This is a genomic window from Streptomyces sp. NPDC006235 (assembly GCF_040613735.1).
Classification (GTDB): Bacteria; Actinomycetota; Actinomycetes; order Streptomycetales; family Streptomycetaceae; genus Streptomyces.
Map to the genome: position 1 here is coordinate 12,792 of NZ_JBEXSR010000033.1, position 21,548 is coordinate 34,339.

15 protein-coding genes are annotated in these 21,548 nt (G+C 70.1%); 3 read left to right on the plus strand and 12 right to left on the minus strand.

Annotated features, from left to right (window positions below; translation table 11 throughout):
• Positions 1-9: 9 nt before the first annotated feature.
• Both purU and ABZ192_RS30390 read left to right on the plus strand, forming a co-directional pair.
• On the plus strand, positions 10-882 hold the full coding sequence (gene purU, locus ABZ192_RS30385; RefSeq protein ID WP_356927679.1) for a formyltetrahydrofolate deformylase: 873 nt from the start codon (positions 10-12) through the stop codon (positions 880-882).
• A 91-nt stretch (positions 883-973) separates the two neighbouring features.
• Positions 974-1,765, plus strand: coding sequence for an IclR family transcriptional regulator (locus ABZ192_RS30390; protein WP_356927680.1), 792 nt, complete (start codon positions 974-976; stop codon positions 1,763-1,765).
• Between the two features lie 100 nt (positions 1,766-1,865).
• Here ABZ192_RS30390 and ABZ192_RS30395 read toward each other — a convergent pair whose 3' ends face one another.
• From ABZ192_RS30395 to betA, 11 genes are all read right to left on the minus strand, one after another.
• Entirely contained in the window at positions 1,866-2,471 is a 606-nt protein-coding gene (locus tag ABZ192_RS30395) for a sarcosine oxidase subunit gamma family protein (protein ID WP_356927681.1), read from the minus strand.
• Complete coding sequence (locus ABZ192_RS30400) at positions 2,464-5,889, minus strand: sarcosine oxidase subunit alpha family protein (RefSeq protein ID WP_356927682.1); 3,426 nt, start codon at positions 5,887-5,889, stop codon at positions 2,464-2,466. The genes ABZ192_RS30395 and ABZ192_RS30400 overlap by 8 nt, the downstream gene beginning before the upstream one ends.
• Before the next feature lie 20 nt (positions 5,890-5,909).
• Positions 5,910-7,142: a sarcosine oxidase subunit beta family protein gene (locus ABZ192_RS30405; RefSeq protein WP_356927683.1), complete on the minus strand. Its 1,233-nt coding sequence runs from the start codon at positions 7,140-7,142 to the stop codon at positions 5,910-5,912.
• Positions 7,139-8,422 (minus strand): serine hydroxymethyltransferase, encoded by a 1,284-nt coding sequence (gene glyA, locus ABZ192_RS30410; protein WP_356927684.1) that lies wholly within the window; start codon positions 8,420-8,422, stop codon positions 7,139-7,141. The genes ABZ192_RS30405 and glyA overlap by 4 nt, the downstream gene beginning before the upstream one ends.
• Entirely contained in the window at positions 8,419-9,279 is an 861-nt protein-coding gene (locus tag ABZ192_RS30415; protein ID WP_356927685.1) for a bifunctional methylenetetrahydrofolate dehydrogenase/methenyltetrahydrofolate cyclohydrolase, read from the minus strand. Before ABZ192_RS30415 ends, glyA begins: the two co-directional genes overlap by 4 nt.
• 92 nt (positions 9,280-9,371) lie before the next feature.
• Complete coding sequence (locus ABZ192_RS30420) at positions 9,372-11,810, minus strand: FAD-dependent oxidoreductase (RefSeq protein WP_356927686.1); 2,439 nt, start codon at positions 11,808-11,810, stop codon at positions 9,372-9,374.
• A 226-nt stretch (positions 11,811-12,036) separates the two neighbouring features.
• The gene (locus tag ABZ192_RS30425; RefSeq protein WP_356927687.1) at positions 12,037-12,999 is read right to left on the minus strand and encodes an ABC transporter substrate-binding protein; all 963 of its coding nucleotides are present in this window, start codon (positions 12,997-12,999) and stop codon (positions 12,037-12,039) included.
• A gap of 13 nt (positions 13,000-13,012) precedes the next feature.
• A complete protein-coding gene (locus tag ABZ192_RS30430; protein ID WP_356927688.1) occupies positions 13,013-15,013 on the minus strand; it encodes an ABC transporter permease subunit in 2,001 nt (666 codons plus the stop codon).
• Positions 15,013-16,101, minus strand: a complete 1,089-nt coding sequence (locus ABZ192_RS30435) for a glycine betaine/L-proline ABC transporter ATP-binding protein (protein ID WP_356927689.1) — start codon at positions 16,099-16,101, stop codon at positions 15,013-15,015. Before ABZ192_RS30435 ends, ABZ192_RS30430 begins: the two co-directional genes overlap by 1 nt.
• A 19-nt stretch (positions 16,102-16,120) precedes the next feature.
• Positions 16,121-17,590 carry an aldehyde dehydrogenase family protein gene (locus ABZ192_RS30440; protein WP_356927690.1) on the minus strand — a complete coding sequence of 490 codons (1,470 nt, stop codon included), beginning with the start codon at positions 17,588-17,590 and terminating at the stop codon, positions 16,121-16,123.
• Between the two features lie 195 nt (positions 17,591-17,785).
• On the minus strand, positions 17,786-19,444 hold the full coding sequence (betA, locus tag ABZ192_RS30445) for a choline dehydrogenase (protein WP_356927691.1): 1,659 nt from the start codon (positions 19,442-19,444) through the stop codon (positions 17,786-17,788).
• Positions 19,445-19,652: 208 nt separating this feature from the next.
• On the opposite strand from betA, the gene ABZ192_RS30450 reads away from it, so the two are divergent.
• A complete protein-coding gene (locus ABZ192_RS30450; RefSeq protein WP_356927751.1) occupies positions 19,653-20,399 on the plus strand; it encodes an IclR family transcriptional regulator in 747 nt (248 codons plus the stop codon).
• On the opposite strand, the gene ABZ192_RS30455 is transcribed toward ABZ192_RS30450, so the two are convergent.
• Entirely contained in the window at positions 20,371-21,531 is a 1,161-nt protein-coding gene (locus tag ABZ192_RS30455) for an aromatic ring-hydroxylating dioxygenase subunit alpha (protein ID WP_356927692.1), read from the minus strand. The genes ABZ192_RS30450 and ABZ192_RS30455 overlap by 29 nt on opposite strands.
• Positions 21,532-21,548: the final 17 nt, after the last annotated feature.

Here is a 21,548-nt window from a genome sequence, read left to right on the forward strand (position 1 = left end):
GAGGGCTCCGTGTCTCTTCGACCCACCACCGGCCGCGAGTTCGTCCTCACTTTGTCGTGCCCCGACCGCTCGGGCCTCGTCCACGCCGTCACCGGCTTCCTGGTCCGGCACTCCGGGAACATCCAGGAGAGCCAGCAGTTCGACGACCGGCTGCGGGACCGCTTCTTCATGCGGGTGCACTTCGACGTGTCGGAGCCCGGCACGACGCTGGAGGACCTGAAGTCCGGTTTCGCGCAGGTGGCGGAGGCGTACCGCATCTCCTGGCAGCTGTACGAGGCGTCGACGCCGACGCGCACGCTGATCATGGTGTCGAAGTTCGGGCACTGCCTGAACGACCTGCTCTTCCGCTGGCGCGCGGGCGCGCTGAACATCGAGGTGCCGGCGATCGTCTCCAACCACCGGGACTTCGAGCCGCTCGCCGAGAGCTACGGGATCCCCTTCCACCACGTGCCCGTCACCCGTGAGACGAAGCCCGAGGCGGAGGCGCGGCTGCTGGAGCTCGTCGGCGAGCTGGACATCGATCTGGTGGTCCTCGCCCGCTACATGCAGATCCTGTCGAACGACCTGTGCAAGCAGCTCGAGGGCCGGGCGATCAACATCCACCACTCGTTCCTGCCGAGCTTCAAGGGCGCCCGCCCTTATGTCCAGGCGTACGACCGCGGCGTCAAGCTCGTCGGGGCGACGGCGCACTACGTCACCCCGGACCTCGACGAGGGCCCCATCATCGAGCAGGACGTCATCCGCGTGAACCACTCGCAGGGGCCCGACAGCATGGTCGCCCTGGGGCGCGACGTCGAGGCGCAGGTCCTGGCGCGGGCGGTGGAATGGCACAGTCAGAGCCGCGTCATGGTCAACGGCAACCGTACGGTCGTCTTCCGTTGAGGAATCCCCTGAGGAAGCCACTGAGGAATCTCCTGAGGAAATTCATTCCCACCCCCTCACACCTGTTGCTCAATTCACCTAGGGTTTCGCCATGAGCAACCACGGCGCTGAGACCTCAGGCGCTCCCAGTGGCGGAGTGCAATCCGTTGACCGTGCTGTCGCCGTGCTGGAGATCCTCGCCCAGCACGGCGAGGCGGGCGTGAGTGAGGTGGCCGCGGCGATCGACGTCCACAAGTCCACCGCTTTCCGTCTGCTCGGCGCGCTGGAAGCACATGGGATGGTCGAGCAGGAGAGCGACCGGGGAAAGTACCGTCTCGGCTTCGGTGTCGTGCGCCTGGCCGGCGCCGTGACGGGCCGTATCGCCGTCACCAGGTACGGGCGCGGGATCTGTGAGCGCCTCGTCGACGACGTGGGCGAGACGATGAACATCGCCGTGCTCGAGGCTCACCACGCGATCAACCTCTACCAGGTGCGCGGCTCGGCGGCCATCGCCGCGCAGAACTGGGTGGGACGGCTGACGCCGCTGCACTGCACGTCGAGCGGCAAGATCCTCCTGGCCCACCTCGCCCGCGAGGAACGCGACGCGCTCCTCGCCGAGGCCGGCCTCCCCCGTCTGACACCGCGCACGGTGACCTCCAGGAAGAAACTGGAGGCGGACCTGTCCGAAGCCCGTGAGCAGGGCTATGCCATCACGCTGGAGGAATACGAGGAGGGTCTCAACGCCCTGTCCGTCCCCGTGCGTTCGGACGGCGGCGAGGTCGTCGCCGCCCTCAGCGCGTCGGGGCCGGCCTTCCGGCTCACCGTGGAGCGGATGCACGAACTCGCGCCCCTGCTGGTCGCGGGAGCGGACGAGCTCGGCCACCGTCTCGCCCATGCGGACTGAGGTGCACGACAAGCGCCGAACAGGCCCCTCACGACAAGCGACAGGCGGCGGTCGGTGATCCGGTGTCCGGATCGCCGACCGCCGCTTCGCGCTGCCCGCGTCAGCCCGTCCACTCCACGGCCGCGTCCAGCAGCCAGTCCGTCAGGTAGCCGGCGAAGGACGAACGGACCAGCACCCAGAACCCGGCCCTGGGCTCGTCGCGGGCGACCAGGACGACCTGGGCGCGGGCCAGGTTCGTCTGGGCGCAGCGCCCCGGGCCGAAGACCCGCGGGTGAAGATCGAGCGAGCAGCCGTGGGCCAGCAGGTCGCGGGCCCGGGGACCGGCGACGAGGAGCGTGGTGCGCTGAGCCGACACATCGATGACGGACACGGGCTCCTCGCCCGCGGCCTCACGGATCCGGCTCTCCAGGTCCCGCCCACCGCCCGGCGGTCCCACCACGAGCCATTCGTCGGGGCCGAGCCACAGCGCGGTCAGTTCCCCGGCCCGCACCACGGTGCCGGGTTCGACGGGGAGTTGGAGCCCCAGCGCCAGCCCCACGGCGTCCGCCGCCGCTCCCTTGGGGTCGAGACGCACATTGATCTGGGTCAGGAAGGGCAGTTCCGCCAGCCGGATCGCGCCCCCGGAGGCGCGGGTCGCGGCGGCCAGCCGGCCGGCGGCATGCGACAGGGGGCTGCGGAGCGGGGTGGTAACGGCGGTGTCAGCCATCGCGGCGGGCTCCCTCGGGGTCGTAGAGGACGGGGCTCGCGACGGTCACCGGGACCAGCCGGTCGCCCACGGGTGCGAAGAGGCGCTCACCGATGCGGTCCCGGCCGCCCTTGACGAGCGCGAGGGCGAAGGTCCGGCCGAGGGCCGCGCTGCGGTAGCTGGACGTGACGTGACCGAGCATCGGGACGGGCGGCGCGGGCAGCACGCTGTCGGCGACCAGGTGCGTGCCTTCGGGGAGGAACGTGCCCGGGTCCTCCGGAAGCAGCCCGACCAGGTGCTTGCGGTCGGGGCGGGCGGTGTCGGCGCGGGCGTGGGACCGCTTGCCGATGAAGTCCCGCTTCTTCTTCGACACCACCCAGCTCATGCCGAGGTCCTGCGGCGTCACCGTGCCGTCGGTGTCCTGGCCGACGATCGGATAGCCCTTCTCCGCGCGCAGGACGTGCATGGTCTCCGTGCCGTAGGGGGTGATGCCGTACGGCGCGCCGGCCTCGTACAGCGCCTCCCACAGGGCGACGGCCTCCCACGGTGACACGTTGATCTCATAGGCGAGTTCGCCGGAGAAGCTGATCCGGCACACGCGCGCGTCGATGCCGGCGACGGTCGTATCGCGCCACGCCATGAAGGGGAAGTCCTCGTTGGCGACGGCGAGTCGGGGCGCGAGCGAGCCGAGGACCTCGCGGGAGCGCGGGCCGACCAGGGCGACGGTGGCCCACTGTTCGGTCACCGACGTGCAGTGGACGCGCAGTTCGGGCCACTCCGTCTGCAGCCACTCCTCCATCCAGTCCAGCACGGCGGCGGCGTTGCCCGTCGTGGTGGTGACCAGGTAGCGGTCCTGGTCGAGGCGGATCACCGTGCCGTCGTCGAAGACCATCCCGTCCGGGCGGCACATCACGCCGTAGCGGATCATGCCGACCTTCAGGGTGCTCATCATGTTGGTGTAGAGCAGGTCGAGGAAGACGCCGGCGTCCGGGCCCTGCACGTCGATCTTGCCGAGGGTGGAGGCGTCCATGAAGGCGACGCCCTCGCGGGCGGCTGCGCACTCGCGCAGTACGGCCGTCTCCATGTCCTCGCCGTCCTGCGGGTAGTACCAGGGCCGCTTCCACTGGCCGACGTTCTCGAACAGGGCGCCGTGCGCGACGTGCCATGCGTGCAGGGCGGTGATGCGGATCGGGTCGAGCAGGGCGCCACGGTCGCGGCCGGCGAGGGCGGCGAAGGAGACGGGGGTGTACGGCGGCCGGAAGGTGGTGGTGCCGAGCGCGGAGATGTCCACGCCGAGCAGTTCGGCGACGACGCCGCTGGCCAGGACGCCGGAGGTCTTGCCCTGGTCGTTCGCCGTGCCGGCCGTGGTGTAGCGCTTGGTGTGCTCCACGGAGCGCATGCCGGCACCGGTCGCCCGGGCCAGGTCGTCGACGGTGACGTCGCGTTGCAGGTCGACGAAGCGCGGGGCGCCTTCCCGGCCCGGGACGGTGAAGACCTGCATGGGCGGCGTCTGCGGCATGGTGGCCACGCGTGGCAGATGGACCTCTTCCGGGGTGTAGCCCTCGGCCTCGATCGCGCGGGCGCCGGCGGCGGCCCCTTGTGCGAGAACTCGCGCCAAGCCGAAGACGCCGCTCGCGGCGCCCGCGACGTCGACCGCCTGGCGGCAGGTGTCGGGGACGAAGGTGCCGAGTTCCTCGTCGTGGCGGAGTTTGCCTCCCGCCTGGCTGAACAGGTGTGCGACCGGGTTCCAGCCGCCGGAGACCAGGAGCAGGTCGGCGGCGAACTCCCGTCGGCCTGCTGTCTGTCCGTACGGAGCGACGGTCACGGAAGTGAGCCGGGGGGCGCCTTCCGTGCCGGTGACGGCGTGGCCTGTCAGCACCTCGATGCCGGCCTCGCGGGCGCGCTCGGCCCACGCCCCCGGCTCGGCGCGGGTGTCGACGACGGCCTCGACGGTCACGCCCGCCGCGGCTAGGTCCAGTGCTGCCGCGTAGGCGCTGTCGTTGGTGGTGAAGACGACCGCGTGACGGCCGGGCAGGACGCCGTGGCGGTTGACGTAGGCGCGGGCCGAGGCGGCCAGCATCACGCCGGGGCGGTCGTTGTCCGCGAAGGCCAGCGAGCGTTCGTGCGCGCCGGTGGCGAGGACGACCCGGCGGGCGCGGATGCGCCAGACGCGTTCGCGCGAGACGTGCTCCGGGGCCTCGGCGCCGAGGTGGTTGGTGCGGCGCTCCACGGCGAGGAGGTGGTTGTCGTCGTAGTAGCCGAAGACGGTGGTGCGGCGCAGGACGCGTACGTCGGGAGCCGCGTCGAGTCGGGCGGTCGTGTCGTCCACCCAGTCGAGGAGTTCGCCGGTGCCGAGGAGGCTGCCGCCGGGTTCGGGCTGGTCGTCGGCGACGATGACGCGGGCGCCTGAGCGGGCGGCGGCTGCCGCTGCGGCGAGGCCGGCCGGGCCCGCGCCGACGACCAGGAGGTCGCAGTGGGCGTGTACGGCGTCGTAGCGGGCCGGGTCGGGGGTGGTGGCGAGGCGCCCCTGGCCGGGGAGGCCGGTCGCGGCGAGGCCGTCGTAGAGCTCGACGGTGGTGGCGGGGAGCATGGGCTCGGGGAACGGGGCCTCGATCTGGACGACCGCGTTGGGTTCCTCGGCGCCGGCCGAGAAGATGCCGCGGGGGCGGCCCAGTTTGATGCTGGTGCCGGTCTGGATGACGCCGTTGGCGAGGAGGGCGGAGGCGAGGGTGTCGCCCTTGTAGCCCTGGTATGCGGTGCCGTCGAAGGTGAAGGTGAGCGGGGTGTCGCGGTGGATTCGGCCGTGGGTGGGGTGGCGGAACGGCTGGGTTTCCTCGCCCCCGCCGCCCCTACCCGTCCCATCCTCCAGGGGCTCCGCCCCTTCGACCCCGCTGGGGGCTACGCCCCCAGGCCCCCGCGGGGGCTTCGCCCCCTGCACCCCCACCGGGGCTGCCGCCCCAGGCCCCGACACCCGAGCGGGCTGCGCCCCGTGCCCCCCTACCGGGGCTGCCGCCCCAGGCCCGGACGCCGGCGGGGGCTTCGCCCCCTGCACCCCCACCGGGGCTGCCGCCCCGGGCCCCGCTTCGGCCTGAACGGCCTCGTCCTCAAGCGCCGGACGGGCTGGTTGTGCCGAACTCGGCTGGAATGTGGCCGGACGCGAGTTCACCGTTTCCGGGCGCTCCTCCCCCGCCCGGTACACCGTGAGGATCTCGTTCGTCGATGTGTCCCGCACCGCGTTGAACCAGCGGCGGCAGCCCGCCGCGTGGGTCCAGCGTTCGGCGAAGGGGCCCCGGGGGTTGTCGCGGAAGAAGAGGTAGCGGGCCCACTCCTCGTCGGTGAGGGAGGACGGGTCCTGCGGGTAGGGCACGTGGGCCTGGCCGCCGTAGTGGAACTCGGCCTCGTCGCGCGGCCCGCACCACGGGCAGGGGATCAGCAGCATGGGTCGGCTCCCTGATGGTCCTAGTGGGCCACCGCGGCCGCGCCGTGCTCGTCGACGAGCGCGCCGGTGGTGAAACGGTCGAGCGAGAAGGGGGCGTTCAGCGGATGCGGTGTGTCGTGGGCGATGGTGTGGGCGTAGACCCAGCCGACCCCGGGGGTGGCCTTGAAACCGCCGGTTCCCCAGCCGCAGTTGAGGTAGAGGTTGTCGACGGGGCTGAGCCCGATGATCGGTGAGGCGTCGGGACTGACGTCGACGATGCCGCCCCAGGTGCGCAGGACGTGGGCCCGGGCGAAGACCGGGAAGAGCTCCAGGGCCGCCGACATCTGCTCTTCGATGATGTGGAAGGCGCCGCGCTGGGTGTAGGAGTTGTACGCGTCGATGCCCGCGCCCATGACCAGCTCGCCCTTGTGGGCCTGGCTGACGTACACGTGGACGGCGTTGGACATGACGACCGTCGGGTGGACGGGTTCCAGCAGTTCCGACACCAGGGCCTGCAGGGGGTGGCTCTGGACGGGGAGTTCGATGCCCGCCATGGCCGCCAGGACCGAGGTGTGGCCGGCCGAGCAGAGTGCGACCTTTCCCGCCGCGATCGGGCCGCGGGTGGTCCGGACTCCCACCACCCGGTTGCCGACGACGTCGAGGCCGGTCACCTCGCAGTTCTGGATGATGTCGATCCCGGCGGCGTCGGCGGAGCGGGCGAGGCCCCATGCCACGTGGTCGTGCTTGGCGATGCCCGCGCGCGGCTGGTAGGTCGCACCCAGGACCGGATAGCGCACGTCCGGGGAGATGTTGACGATGGGGCAGACGTCCTTGACGCCGTCCGCGTCGAGCCACTCGGCGTCCACGCCGTTGAGGCGGTTGGCCTCGACGCGGCGCACGCTGTCGCGGACGTCCTGAAGGCTGTGGGCGAGGTTGAGGACGCCACGCTGGGAGAAGAGGATCGGGTAGTCGAGCTCCTCGGCCAGGCCCTCCCACAGCTTGAGCGCGTGCTCGTAGATGCCGGCGCTCTCGTCCCAGAGGTAGTTGGAGCGGATGATCGTGGTGTTGCGGGCCATGTTGCCGCCCGCCAGCCAGCCCTTCTCCAGCACGGCGACGTTGGTGATGCCGTGGTTCTTCGCCAGGTAGTGGGCGGTGGCCAGGCCGTGGCCGCCGCCGCCCACGATGACGACGTCGTACGAGCGCTTCGGCTCGGGGTTGCGCCACAGCCAGTCGGGGTGTTCGGGGAGCTCGGCGCCGGGGGTGCGGGGGCTCATCGGGCGTCTCCGTCCTCGGACAGGTGCGGGTAGAGCGGGTGCTTTGCGGCCAGGGCCTCCGTGCGGGCGCGCAGGGCGGCGACGTCCGGCTCCGGCTGGAGGGCGAGGGCGATCACGTCCGCGACCTCGGCGAAGTCCTCCTCGGTGAAGCCGCGGGTGGCCAGGGCCGGGGTGCCGATGCGCAGGCCCGAGGTGACCATGGGCGGGCGCGGGTCGAAGGGCACGGCGTTGCGGTTGACGGTGATGCCGATCTCGTGGAGCAGGTCCTCGGCCTGCCGGCCGTCGAGTTCCGAGTCGCGCAGGTCGACCAGGACGAGGTGGACGTCCGTGCCTCCGGTGAGGACCCGTACGCCGGCCGCCGCCGCGTCCGCCCGGGTGAGGCGTTCGGCGAGGATCCGGGAGCCGGCGAGTGTGCGGGCCTGGCGTTCGGCGAACTCCGGTGACGCGGCGACCTTGAACGACACCGCCTTCGCGGCGATGACGTGCTCCAGGGGGCCGCCCTGCATCCCGGGGAAGACCGCCGAGTTGATCTTCTTGGCGAGGTCGGCCTCGTTGGTCAGGATGACTCCGCCGCGCGGGCCGCCGAGGGTCTTGTGGGTCGTGGTGGTCGTGACGTGGGCGTGCGGTACGGGGTTGGGGTGCAGTCCCGCCGCGACCAGTCCCGCGAAGTGCGCCATGTCGACCATGAGCAGGGCGCCCACTTCGTCGGCGATCCGGCGGAAGGCCGCGAAGTCCAGCTGCCTCGGGTACGCCGACCACCCCGCGATGATCATCTTGGGGCGGTGTTCCTTGGCGAGGTGCTCGACCTCGTCCATGTCGACGAGGTTGTCCCCCTCGGACACGTGGTACGGCACGACGTTCAGCATCTTGCCGCTGTAGTTGATGCGCATGCCGTGCGTGAGGTGCCCGCCGTGCGCGAGGTCGAGGCCCAGGACGGTGTCGCCGGGCTGGAGCAGAGCGAAGAAGACGGCGGTGTTGGCCTGGGCGCCCGAGTGCGGCTGCACGTTGGCGAAGCCCGCGCCGAAGAGGGACTTGACGCGCTCGATGGCCAGCCGCTCGGTGACGTCGACGTGTTCGCAGCCGCCGTAGTAGCGGCGGCCGGGGTAGCCCTCGGCGTACTTGTTGGTCGCGACCGAGCCCTGTGCCTCCATCACGGCGGTGGGCGCGAAGTTCTCGGAGGCGATCATCTCCAGGGTGGACTGCTGGCGGTGCAGTTCGGCGCGGAGCGCGGCGTGGACCTCGGGGTCCAGCTCCGCCAGGGGGGTGTTCAGCGCGTTCATACGGGGTTCACGTTCCTCTCGGCGGCCTCGACGACGTTGGCGAGCAGCATGGCCCGGGTCATGGGGCCCACGCCCCCGGGCATCGGCGCCAGCCATCCGGCGACCCGGGCGGCGTCCGGGTGGATGTCACCCACCAGGCCCTGGTCGGTGCGGGTGATGCCGACGTCCAGGACGGCCGCGCCGGGGCGCAGCATGTCCTTGGTGATCAGTCCGGGCGAGCCGGCGGCCGCGACGACGATGTCCGCCTCGCGTACGTGCCAGGCCAGGCCCCTGGTGCCGGTGTGGCACAGGGTCACGGTGGCGTTCTCGGACCTGCGGGTGAGCAGCAGCCCGATGGGCCGTCCGACGGTGATGCCCCGGCCGATCACGCAGACCCGCGCTCCGGCGAGCGGCACGTCGTGGCGGCGGAGCAGTTCGACGATGCCGCGCGGGGTGCACGGCAGCGGGGCATCCACGCCGAGGACGAGCCGGCCGAGGTTGACGGGGTGCAGTCCGTCGGCGTCCTTGGCCGGGTCCATGCGTTCCAGTACGGCGCCCGCGTCGAGGTGGCCCGGCAACGGGAGCTGGACGATGTAGCCGGTACAGGCGGGGTCGGCGTTGAGCTCGTCGATCGTCTCCTCGACCTGCCGCTGCGAGGCACCGGCGGGCAGCTCCCGCCGGAGGGAGGCGATACCCACCTGCGCGCAGTCCCGGTGCTTGCCACCGACGTAGGCGTGACTGCCCGGGTCGTCACCGACCAGGACGGTACCCAGACCGGGCACCCGGCCGGTGATCGCGCTCAGCTTTGCGACGCGTTCGGCGAGTTCACGACGAATGACAGCGGCGGTGGCCTTGCCGTCGAGCAGTTGTGCGGTCACCTCGAGAGTTCCTTCCAAGGAGGCTGAGCTTGAACGCCTTCAGGGGCGCGGGGAACTGCGCGACCAGCCACAACGCAGCCGCAGACGAAAACTCAGCCACGAAGCCGGGACATGGCCGGATCGAACAGAGGCTCCTCGGCGACCACGGCCTCGACGGACTGATCGAAGTACCCGATGTGCACGACGGTCCCCGGCTGCGCGAGTTCCACGGGCAACCACGCATAGGCAATGCCCTTGCCGATCGTGTAGCCATAAGCCGCACTGGTGACGTACCCCACCGCACAGTCCCCGTCGTACACCGGCTCCTTGCCCATGACGACGGCCTGAGGGTCGTCGATCGTGAGACAGGTCAGCTTCCGCCGGACATCGGCCTTGCGCCGCTCCAGCGCCGCCTTTCCGATGAAGTCGTCCTTGTCGAGCTTCACGGCGAACCCGACCCCGGCCTCGTAAGGGTCGTGCTCGTAGGTCATGTCCGTGCCGAACGAGCGGTACCCCTTCTCCAGCCGGAGACTGTTGAACGCACCACGCCCGGCCACGATGCCACCCAACGGCTCCGCAGCCCGCCACAGCGTGTCCCACAGCTTCAGTCCCAGGTCCGCGGTGGTGTACAGCTCCCAGCCGAGTTCGCCGACGTATGACAGCCGCATCGCCGTCACCGGCACGGAGCCGACGTGAGCACGCTTGGCGCGGAAGTACTTCAGACCCGTCGCCGAGAAGTCGGCGTCGGTGAGCGGCTGGAGGACATCACGCGCGCGCGGCCCCCACAGGCCGATACAGCACGTGCCGGGTGTGATGTCGCGGACCTGGACCGCGCCGTCGGCGGGGAGGTGACGCGTGAACCAGTCGAGGTCCAGGTTGCCGTTGGCCCCGACCTGGAAGCGGTCGGGGGCCAGCCGGGCGACGGTGATGTCGCTGCGAATGCCGCCGTCGTGGTCGAGCAGCAGCGTGTACGTCACCGAGCCGACGGACTTGGCGACCTTGCCGGTGCACAGCCGCTCCAGGAAGGCGGCGGCACCGGGGCCGCTCACCTCCAGGCGCTTGAGGGCCGTCATGTCGTACATCGCGACGGTCTCGCGGGTGACCTGGGCCTCGGCGCCGACGATGGGCGACCAGTAGCGCGCGGCCCAGTCGTTGGGGGTCGGGATGGAACGGCCTTCGGCCAGGCCCGCGTTGGCCTCGTACCACTGCGGGCGCTCCCAGCCGTTGGCCTCCAGGAAGAAGGCGCCGAGCTCCTGCTGGCGGGTGTGGAACGGGCTCGTGCGGATCGGGCGCGGGTCTCCCGACGGCTGGAGGGGGTGGAGGATGTCGTAGACCTCGACGAAGTTCTGGCAGTCGCGGGCCAGCACGTACTCGGGCGAGAGCTGGTGCGGCTCAAAGCGGTTGACGTCGCACTCGTGCAGGTCGAACGAGGAGCAGTGGCCGTCGACCAGCCACTCGGCCATGGCCCGTCCTACGCCCGCGGAGTGGGTGACCCAGACGGCCTCGGCGACCCAGAAGCCCTTGAGGTCCGGGGATTCACCGAGCAGCGGCAGGCCGTCGGTGGTGAAGGAGAACAAGCCGTTGATGCCCTCTTCGACCTTGGCGTCCTTCGTCGCGGGAAGCAGGGACTGGGTCTCGCTCCAGGCCGCTTCGAAGTCCTCCTCGGTGAACTTCAGGACGGACGGCATGTCCTCGGACTCGTCCACGGAGAGGATGTCATCGGCGGAGACGGGCATCGGGCGGTGGCCGTAGTAGCCGATGCCCAGGCCGTCGAAGCGGTCGCGGTAGTAGAGGTCGGCGTCCTGGTGGCGCAGGATCGGGCGGACCGCCTCCTGCGTCTGGCCCGCCAGGGCCGGTACCGGGCCCGTCCAGGCGAGCTGGTGGGCGAGCGGCGTGAGCGGGAGGTTCATGCCGGCCATGCGGGCGATCTTCGGGCCCCAGATGCCGGCGCAGCACACGACGATGTCGGCGGGGATCTCGCCCTGATCGGTGAGGACGCCGGTCACCTCGCCGTCGGCCCGCTGGACGTCGAGGACTTCGTGTCGGGCGAGGAAGCGCACGCCGCGCTCGGTGGCCCGGCGGATCTGCGCCTCGACGGCGAGGACCGCCTTCGCGAGGCCGTCCGTGGGCACGTGGAGGCCGGCGAGGACCTTGTCCGGGTTGACGAGCGGGTGCTGCGCGACGCACTCCTCGGTGGTCAGCAGCCGTGACTCGATGCCCCAGGAGGTGAGCCAGCCGTGGCGCCGCCGGAGTTCCGTGACGCGCTCGGGGCTGGTCGCCACTTCCAGGCCACCGACCTGGAGGAAGCAGGGCTCGCCGTCGACGTCGAGCGAGCAGAACTTCTCGACGGTGTAGCGGGCCATCTCGGTCATGGTCTTGGAGGGGTTGGTCTGGAAGACCAGGCCCGGGGCGTGTGACGACGATCCCCCGGTGGCGGGCAGCGGGCCCTGGTCGACGACGGTCACGTTGGTCCAGCCTCGCGCGGAGATCTCATCGGCGAGCGCTGCTCCCACGACGCCCGCTCCGATGATGATCACCCGGGGTCCCGCCATCGCCGCACCTCCGACGTTGAAAGCGATGCAGTTGCTGTGTGCGCAACAGAGTTCAGGTTGCGCAACTCAATGTGCCCGCCGTGGACAGGCGTGTCAAGGGGTCCGCGACGCCGGAAAACCCCCGGAAGCGGCGGGGAGGAATCACCGGAAAACGAAGAGGCCCGGCAGGCTGGATACGCAGCCTGCCGGGCCTTCCCGGCGGGGTTCACACAGACAGTCGTGCGCCCTACTTGATCCAGGCGTCGACCTTGCCGCGGTTGGCCTCGACCCACTTCTTCGCCGCGGCCTCGGGCGCCATCTTGTCCACCGCGATGTACTTGGCCACGGTGTTCTGGTCGTCGTTCGTCCAGTTGAACTTCTTCACCAGGTCATAGGCCGGGCTGCCCGACTTGGCGAACTTGGCGCTGACGATCTTGTCCAGTTTGTACACCGGGTAGTCGCAGGCGACCTTCTCGGCGTCGGCGTCGCAGCCCGACTTGTACTCGGGCAGGCTGACCTTCTTGAGCGGCACCTCGGACAGGAACCACTGCGGCTCGTAGAAGTAGCCGATCACCCATTCCTTGTTCTTCTCGGCGTTGCGGTACGCCTGGATGAGCGCGGTCTCGCTGCCCGCGTACACCACCTTGAAGTCCAGTTTGAGGTTCTTCACCAGCGCCTCGTCGTTGGTGACGTACGAGGGGTCGCCGTCGAGGAGTTGCCCCTTGCCGCCCGACTCCGAGGTCTTGAACTTCGACGCGTACTTGTTCAGGTTCTTCCAGTCCAGGATGTCCGGGTGCGCCTTGGCCAGCCACGGCGGCACGTACCAGCCGATGAGGCCCTCGTTGCCGGTCGGGCCCGCGTCGACGGCGGTCTTCTGCTGGGTGATGTACTTCTTCTTCAGATCGTCGTGGCCCCAGTTCTCGACGACGGCGTCGACCTCGCCCGTCCCGAAGCCCTGCCAGGCGATCTCCTCCTTCAGGTCCTTCTGCTCGACCTTGCAGCCGAGGTCGTGCTCGGCGACGTAGGCGAGGACCGCGGCGTTCGCCTCGTAGCCCACCCAGGGGTTGATCGCGAGGTTGAAGGTGCCGCACTTGCCCGAGCCGCCCGCGCCGCCCGCGCTGTCGTCGCCGACCTTCGCGCCTGAGCAGGCCGTGAGGGTGAGGCCGAGGACGGCCAGGCCGGCAGCGCCGGCTCTGAAGTGTCGTGCCATGGTGTGGTGCTCCTTAAGCTCCGGCGCGGCGAGCCGCTGCCTGAGTGATCCGGTCGAACATGACTCCGAGCAGGACGATGGCGAGCCCCGCCGCGAGTCCCTTGCCGTACAGCTGGCCCTGTGAGAACCCGGCCACGACGTCGTAGCCGAGGGCGCCCGCGCCCACCAGACCGCCCACCACGACCATCGACAGCACGTAGATCAGGCCCTGGTTGGTCGCGAGGGTCAGGGCGCCCCGGGACATGGGCAGTTGGACCTTGGTGATGATCTGCCAGGTGTTGCACCCGGTGGACGTCGCCGCCTCGACGGTGGTCTCGGGCACGGCCCGCACGCCGTCCGCGATGATCTTGATGGCGACCGGCGCCGCGTAGACGACGGCGGCGACGATGGCCGTGAACCGTGTCGCGCCGAACAGCGCGAGGAACGGCACGAGATAGACGAACGGCGGCATGACCTGGGCCGCGTCCAGGGTGGGCCGCAGCAACCGGTCCACGAGCGCGCTGCGTCCCATCCACACTCCGAGGACGGCGCCGAGCAGCATCACCAGCACCGTCGCCACCGCGGTGGACGCCAGTGTCGTCATGCCGTCCGACCAGACACCGGTACCGACGAGCAGGCCCACGCACACGGCCGTGGTGGCCCCGGCGCGCCACCCGCCGAGCACCGTGCCGATGGCGACGAGGGCGGCGCCGACGAGCCACCACGGGGAGTCGGTCAGCACGGTCTGGAACGGATTGAGCAGGCCGTTGGTGAGGGCGTCGCGGAAGGCGTTGGTCAGGCCCGACAGATTGTCCTGTGCCCAGGTGGTCACATCGTCAGCCGTCCTGGCGATGCCGCTGCCGATGCCGCCCGCGCCGGGGAACTCGGCCGCCCATATATATGTGTGCGACAGATACACCAGCACCGCCGCCACCACCGCGCCTGCCGCGAGCAGCTGCCGCCGCCACTTGAGGAAGGGACTGTCCGAGCCCCGGGCCGTCTCCGCCCGGCCGCTGGCCGCGGTGGTGACCCGGTCCAGCACGATGGCCATGACGACGATGGCCAGACCGGCGTTGAAGGCCGTGCCGACGTCCAGCGACTGCAGGGCCTGGATGACGGTCGCGCCAAGGCCGGGCGCGTTGATCAGGGCCGCGATGGTCACCATGGCCAGGGCGGCCATGATGGTCTGGTTGATGCCCATCACCACGGTCCGCTTGGACATCGGCAGCAGGACCTTCAGCAGCGCCTGCCGCCGCGTCGCACCCATCGAGTCCGCCGCCTCGACGGTGGCCTGTGGTACGGAGCGGATGGCGTGCGCGGTGATGCGGATCGCCGGTGGAGCCGCGTAGATGGTGGTGGCGATCGTGGCGGAGGCGGGACCGATCAGGAAGAACAGGGTCAGCGGCGCCAGATAGACGAAGGTCGGCATCGTCTGCATGAAGTCCAGGAACGGCGTCACGATCCGGTTGACCCGGTCCGACAACCCGGCCCACACGCCCAGGGGAATGGCGAACAGCAGCGCCACGAAGACCGCGGAGAGGGTCAGCGCCAGCGTGTCCATGCTCTCCTGCCAGAGCCCTTGCAGGCCGAGGAAGGTGAAGCCGGCCACGGCCAGCAGCGCGACCCGCCAGTTGCCCACGGCCCAGGAGACGTAGCCGACGACGCCGACGACACCGAGCCAGCCGACTTGCGGAACCGGGCGGCCCGGGGTCGGCTGCGAGATCAGATCCTGCACGAAGGTCACCAGGGAGTCGATGACCAGGCGGATCTCGTTGAAGAAGTAGAGGAAGAGCGGGTTGGAGTTGCGGTTCGCGCCGATCGAGTCGTTGACGTCGTTGAACCACCGGTGCAGATCGGTCAGGTCGGCCGCCGCGAGGGACAGGGTCTGCTTGCCGCGCAGCACGGCGAAGAGCACCAGCCAGACCAGCAGGATCCCGGCCACCACCACGGCGCGGTTGACCGTGCGCACGCGCCGGGCGGGAGCGGGCGGCTCCACGGTCCCGGTCTTCTCCGGTTTCTCGATCGCGACGGTCATCACGCGTCGCCTTCCTGCCCGGCGACCACCGCGAGGATCTCATCGTCGCCGACGATGCCGAGCAGCTTGCCGTCCTCCACGACCTTGACCGGCTTCTCGGCCGCGAGCACCGCCCGCGTGGCCTCCTTCACCACGACGTCCGGACCGAGCTCGGGACCGTCCAGGGGGTCGTCGGGCTCCGCCGGGCGCATGATCCAACGCAGGGTGAGTACGTCACCGCGGGGCACGTCCCTGACGAAGTCGCGTACGTAGTCGTCGGCGGGGGCCCCGACCAGTTCGTCGCCGGTGCCGCACTGGACCATCCTGCCGTCGCGCATGATGAGGATGCGGTCGCCCAGCCGCAGCGCCTCCGACAGATCGTGGGTGATGAACACCATCGTCTTGCCGACCTCGTGATGCAGCCGGACGACCTCGTTCTGCATGTCGCGGCGGATCAGCGGGTCGAGCGCGGAGAACGGCTCGTCGAAGAGGAGTATGTCCGGGTCGCCGGCCAGTGCGCGGGCGAGACCCACGCGTTGCTGCATACCGCCGGAGAGCTGGTCGGGGTAGGAACTCTCGTACCCGGAGAGCCCGACGAGTTCGACGACCTCCAGCGCCCGTCTCGTGCGCTCGGCCCGGCTCATGCCGCGGATCTCCAGCCCGAACGCCACGTTCTCGACGACCCGGCGGTGCGGCAGCAGCCCGAAGTGCTGGAAAACCATGGAGAACTTGCTGCGGCGCAGTTCGCGCAGGCGGCCCGCGTCCGCGTCGCGGATGTTCTCGCCCTCGAAGAGGATCTCGCCGGCGGTGGGTTCGATGAGCCGGGTCAGACAGCGCACCAGGGTGGACTTGCCGGAGCCGGACAGGCCCATGACGACGAACACCTCGCCGGGCGAGACCTCGAAGTCCACGTCGCGCACGGCGGCGGTGCATCCGGTACGGTCCATCAGTTCGCGGCGGGTGAGCCCGCGCAGTTCCTCGGAGCCCGGTACCTGGTCCGCCTTCGGTCCGAACACCTTCCACAGCTCGCGTACGGAGATGACCGGCGTGCCTGCCGCGTCCTGGGGTGTGCCGCGCCGCTGCGGCACCTCGGTCGTTGCTGGGGTCATGTTCGACCTCTTTCGGCGTTCAGCCGCGGAACCAGTGCTGCGGCCTGGGTTGGATGTTCTGCCAGATGTGCTTGGGCTCCCGGTACTCGTCCAGGCCGGTCGGACCCAGCTCGCGGCCCACGCCGCTGTGCCCGAACCCGCCCCATTCCGCCTGCGGCACATAGGGGTGGTAGTCGTTGATCCACACCGTGCCGTGGCGCAGCCGGCGGGCGACCCGCTGGGCCTTCCCGGCGTCCTGCGTCCAGACGGCGCCGGCGAGCCCGTACTCGGTGTCGTTGGCGATGCGTACGGCGTCGTCCTCGTCGGTGAAGCGCTCCACGGTGAGCACGGGCCCGAAGGACTCCTCGTGCACCACCCGCATGTCCTGACCGCACTCGTCGAGGACGGTGGGCGGGTAGTAGTGGCCGTCGGCGAGGGCCGGGTCGTCGGGGCGTGCGCCACCGCAGCGCAGGACGGCGCCCTCGGCGAGACCGGCCGCGACGTACGCCTCGACCTTCGCCAGGTGCTGGGCGGAGATCAGCGGGCCGGTCTCGGCCTGCGGGTCGAAGGGGCCGCCGAGCCGGATCCGCCGGGCGCGGCGGACCACCTCGTCGACGAACCGGTCGTGCAGCGAGTCCTCGACGATCAACCGGGCGCCGGCCGAGCAGACCTGGCCGGAATGCAGGAAGACGGCCGTGAGCGCGAAGTCCACGGCCGTCTCGAAGTCGGCGTCGGCGAAGACGACATTGGGATTCTTGCCGCCGAGTTCCAGCGCGACCTTCTTCACGGTCGCGGCGGCGGTGGCCATGATGCGTCTGCCGGTGTCCAGGCCGCCGGTGAAGGAGACCAGGTCGACGGCCGGGTCCTCGGCGAGGGGTGCGCCCACCTCGGGCCCGGCTCCCAGGACGAGGTTGGCGGCACCGGCCGGGAGCCCGGCCTCCGCCAGCGCCTTCATCAGCAGGACGGACGTCGAGGGGGTGAGCTCACTGGGCTTGAGGACGATCGTGTTGCCCGCGAGGAGAGCGGGCGCGACCTTCCAACTCGCCTGGAGCAGCGGGTAGTTCCAGGGGGTGATCAGTGCGCAGACACCGATCGGCCCGTACTCGACGCGGCTGACGGCGTCGTCGCGGCCGGTGTCGATCACCCGGCCCGCGTCGGTGCCGCCGAGCCCTCCGTAGTAGCGGAAGCAGGAGACGACGTCGGCGATGTCGTACTCGCTCTCCACCAGCCGTTTGCCCGTGTCCAGCGATTCGGCGCGGGCGAACGCGTCGGCGTCGCGTTCGAGCAGGTCGGCGGTGCGCAGGAGGAGGGCGCCGCGCTCGCGCTCGGGGGTGCGCGGCCAGGGCCCGTCGTCGAAGGCCCGGCGGGCGGCGGCGACAGCCGCCTCGGCGTCGGGGCGGGTGCCTTCGGACACCGTCACGGAGAGCGAGCCGTCGGCGGGGCAGCGGATGTCCCGGTGGCCGCCGGCCACGGGATCCCGCCATTGTCCGTCCACGTACAGGTCTGCCACGTCGGGGCCCTTCGAGCGAATCGCGTTGCGCATCGTGCGTCGAATTGCTTGTGGTGGAACACTCTGGAGAAGGCGACAACCCACGTCAAGGGGTTGACGATGACGGTTTAGCCAAGGAGACAGCCACGGGGACGCAGCACCGGCAGGCCCGGAACGCCTTGCCTCCGGGCCGGTCGGCTGTCTGAAACGCGCTGGTTACGGCAGGGGGCGGTGCCGGTGATAGGCGGCGGCGGACGGCGGCAGCGGATCCTTCCCGAGGATGAGGTCGGCCGCCTTTTCCGCGATCATCATCACCGGTGCGTAGATGTTGCCGTTGGTAATGTACGGCATCACCGACGCGTCGACGACGCGCAGCCCCTCCACCCCGTGCACCCGCATGTCGGCAGGATCCACGACGGCCATCTCGTCGGTGCCCATCTTGCAGGTACATGAAGGATGCAGCGCGGTCTCGCCGTCCTTGGCGACCCAGGCGAGGATCTCCTCGTCGGTCTCGACGGACGGTCCCGGCGAGATCTCCCCGGCGTTGTAGGGAGCCATGGCCGGCTGATTGAGCAGTCTGCGGGCGACCCTGACGGCCTCGACCCACTCGCGGCGGTCCTGCTCGGTGGACAGATAGTTGAAGCGCAGCGCGGGATGCTCGGCCGGGTCCTTGCTCTTGATCTTCACCGAGCCGACGGCGTCGGAGTACATCGGCCCGACGTGCACCTGATATCCGTGCCCGCCGGCGGGCACGGAGCCGTCGTAGCGGACCGCGACGGGCAGGAAGTGGAACATCAGGTTGGGGTAGGCCACATCCTCGTTGCCGCGGACGAAGCCGCCCGCTTCGAAGTGGTTGGTGGCGGCGGGGCCCGTACGGAAGAGCCACTGGAGTCCGATGAAGGGGGCGCGCCACTTCGCGAGGTACGGCTGCATCGAGACCGGTTGCTTGCAGGCGTACTGGATGTACACCTCCAGGTGGTCCTGGAGGTTCTCGCCGACGCCCGGCAGATCGTGTACGACGTCGATGCCGAGGGCGCGCAGCTCCTCGGCGTTGCCGACGCCGGAGAGCTGCAGCAGTTGCGGGGAGTTGATCGCCCCTCCGCACAGGATGACTTCGCGGGCACGCACCCGCTGGGGTCTGCCACGGCCCCGCCGGTACTCGACACCGACGGCCTTCTTGCCTTCGAAGAGGACGCGGGTGACCAGGGCGCGTGTCCTGATCGTGAGGTTGGGGCGCTTGCATACGGGTTTGAGGTAGGCCTTGGAGGCCGAGAGGCGGCGGCCGCGGTGGACGTTGCGATCGAACCGGGCGAAACCTTCCTGCCGATAGCCGTTCACATCGTCGGTGGGGGCGTGGCCCGCCTCCTCGGTGGCCTTCAGGAAGGCCTCGAAGAGCGGGCCGGCACCCGGGCCTCGCTCCAGGACGAGAGGGCCGTCGTGACCGCGGAACTCGTCGTCCGGGTCGGCGGCGAGACAGTTCTCCATCCGCCGGAAGTACGGCAGGCAGTGCGCGTAGTCCCAGGTCTCCATGCCCGGGTCGGCTGCCCAGCGCTCGTAGTCCATGGGGTTGCCGCGCTGGAAGATCATGCCGTTGATGCTGCTGGAACCGCCCAGTACCTTGCCTCGCGCGTGGTAGACGCGCCGGCCGCCCATGTGGGGCTCCGGTTCGGACTCGTACTTCCAGTCGTAGAACCGGCTGCCGATCGGGTAGGTCAGTGCCGCGGGCATGTGGATGAAGACGTCCCAGGGATAGTCGGGCCGGCCCGCCTCCAGGACCAGCACCTGGTTGCCCGGGTCCGCGGAGAGCCGGTTGGCCAGCGCACTGCCGGCCGATCCACCACCGACGATGACGAAGTCGTACTGCAAGTCAGCCATGGGGCCTCGTCTCGCTCGCGCCGTTGAGAATGCGCGGCATGCTAGTACTCGTACCGCTATGCGCACCAGGTTGCGAACCGCGCAACTTCTCCGAGGTCTGCACAAGGCCTTGACCTGCACCGCTGGCCGCTATGTTTAACGCCCGTATAGTTGCGTTGTGAGCAACTACCATGCAGAAACCGAAACGACAACCGCGCCGACCGGCGGGGTGCAGTCCGTCGACCGCGCCATCACCGTGCTGGAGATCCTGGCCCGGCGCGGCGAGGCGGGAGTCAGCGAGGTGGCCGCCGAGATCGATGTTCACAAGTCGACCGCGTTCCGGCTGCTCGGCGCCCTGGAGGTGCGCGGTCTGGTGGAACAGGCGGGCGAGCGCGGCAAGTACCGCCTCGGCTTCGGCCTCGTGCGGCTCGCCGGCGCGGTCACCGGCCGCATCGACATCACCCAGCAGAGCCGCCCGGTCTGCGAGCGTCTCGCCGAGGAGATCGGCGAGACCGTGAACCTCGCGGTGATGCAGGAGCACTACGCGATCAACCTGTACCAGGTGCGCGGTCCCGGCGCTGTCACGGCGTTCAACTGGGTCGGCCAGCTGACGCCGTTGCACGCCACCTCCAGCGGCAAGATCCTGCTGGCCCACATGCCGCCGAAGGAGCGTGCCGCGCTGCTGTCGGAGACCGGTCTGAAGAAGCTGACCCCCCGCACCCTGACCGCGAAGACGAAGCTCGAGAAGAACCTCGCCGAGGCGCTCGAACGCGGCTACTCCTGGACCCTGGAGGAGTTCGAGGTGGGACTGCACGCCATGGCCGCCCCCGTCCGTAACAGGGACGGCGAGGTCATCGCGGCGCTGAGCGCCTCCGGACCGGCGTACCGGCTCACCGAGGACCGGATGCACGAGCTCGCCCCTGTGCTGGTCAAGGGCGCGGACGAGATCAGCCACCGCATGGGCTACCTGGGCTGACCTCCTGCGGCCGCCCCGCGCGCAGACGTTCCTGGACGAAGGCGTGGAACTCGGCGATGTGGTGCTCGCTGGGCACGAGCACTCCGCCCTTGGCGTACAGCCGTGAGCTCATCGCGGGCTGGCAGCGCTCGCACGCGTCGAAGTCCTGCCGGTTGACCCGGTCGAAGAGCTCCACCGACCGGCTGACGTCCTTGCCGCTCTCGACGACGTGCTTGAGGTAGAGCCAGTCGCACTCGACGACGGTGCGGTCCACCGCGACCGGATACATCCGGTGGAAGATCACATGGTCGGGCACGAGGTTGATGAACACCTGCGGCCGGACGGTGATCGCGTAGTAACGGCGGTCCTGATCCTCGGTGATGCCCGGAATGCGGTCGAGGCCTTCCGAGCCGTCGACGGTGAAGCCCTTGACCTCGGAGCCGAACTCCGCGCCGTGTCCCACGTAGTACTGGGCGGCGTACCCGTCGGCGAACTCGGGGAGCACCTCGGTCAGTTCGGGGTGGATCGTCGCGCAGTGATAGCACTCCATGAAGTTCTCGACGATGAGTTTCCAGTTCGCCCGCACGTCGTAGACGATGCGCCGGCCGACTTCGAGGTCGTCGATGTCGTAGTGCTCGATCGACTCCTTGTCGCCCAGGCGCGCGACCACCTCCCCCACGACCTCGTCGAAGGGGGGCGGGTCCGCCGCGAGGCAGACCCACACATAGCCGAGCCATTCCCGCACGGCCACGGGGGCCAGGCCGTACTCGGTGCGGCTGACGTCGGGCATCTTGGTGAGGTTGGGTGCCGCGACGAGTTTGCCCGTCAGGTCGTACGTCCAGGCGTGATAGGGGCACTGGAAGGCGCGTTTGACCTCGCCGGCCTCCGCCGTGCAGAGCTTGGCTCCGCGGTGCCGGCAGACGTTGAGGAAGGCGCGGACGGAGTTGTCCCGTGCCCGGGTGATCAGGATGCTCTCGCGGCCCACCTCGACGGTGCGGAAGGCACCGGGCCTTGCGAGGTCGGCGGAGCGTACGGTGCAGAACCACATCGCCTCGAAGATGTGTTCCTGCTCCTGGGCGAAGACCGCGGGATCCGTGTAGGACGAGCCGGGGAGGGTGGCGATCAGGCTGTCCGGCAGGCCGGTCGAGGTCACTGGGCACTCCTCGGGGA

Coding starts and splice junctions, on each gene's coding strand:
- ABZ192_RS30390 (WP_356927680.1), top strand. CDS start 974: ATGAGCAACCACGGCGCTGAGACCTCAGGCGCTCCCAGTGGCGGAGTG.
- ABZ192_RS30395 (WP_356927681.1), bottom strand. CDS start 2,471: ATGGCTGACACCGCCGTTACCACCCCGCTCCGCAGCCCCCTGTCGCAT.
- ABZ192_RS30400 (WP_356927682.1), bottom strand. CDS start 5,889: ATGCTGCTGATCCCCTGCCCGTGGTGCGGGCCGCGCGACGAGGCCGAG.
- ABZ192_RS30405 (WP_356927683.1), bottom strand. CDS start 7,142: ATGAGCCCCCGCACCCCCGGCGCCGAGCTCCCCGAACACCCCGACTGG.
- glyA (WP_356927684.1), bottom strand. CDS start 8,422: ATGAACGCGCTGAACACCCCCCTGGCGGAGCTGGACCCCGAGGTCCAC.
- ABZ192_RS30420 (WP_356927686.1), bottom strand. CDS start 11,810: ATGGCGGGACCCCGGGTGATCATCATCGGAGCGGGCGTCGTGGGAGCA.
- ABZ192_RS30425 (WP_356927687.1), bottom strand. CDS start 12,999: ATGGCACGACACTTCAGAGCCGGCGCTGCCGGCCTGGCCGTCCTCGGC.
- ABZ192_RS30430 (WP_356927688.1), bottom strand. CDS start 15,013: ATGACCGTCGCGATCGAGAAACCGGAGAAGACCGGGACCGTGGAGCCG.
- ABZ192_RS30435 (WP_356927689.1), bottom strand. CDS start 16,101: ATGACCCCAGCAACGACCGAGGTGCCGCAGCGGCGCGGCACACCCCAG.
- betA (WP_356927691.1), bottom strand. CDS start 19,444: ATGGCTGACTTGCAGTACGACTTCGTCATCGTCGGTGGTGGATCGGCC.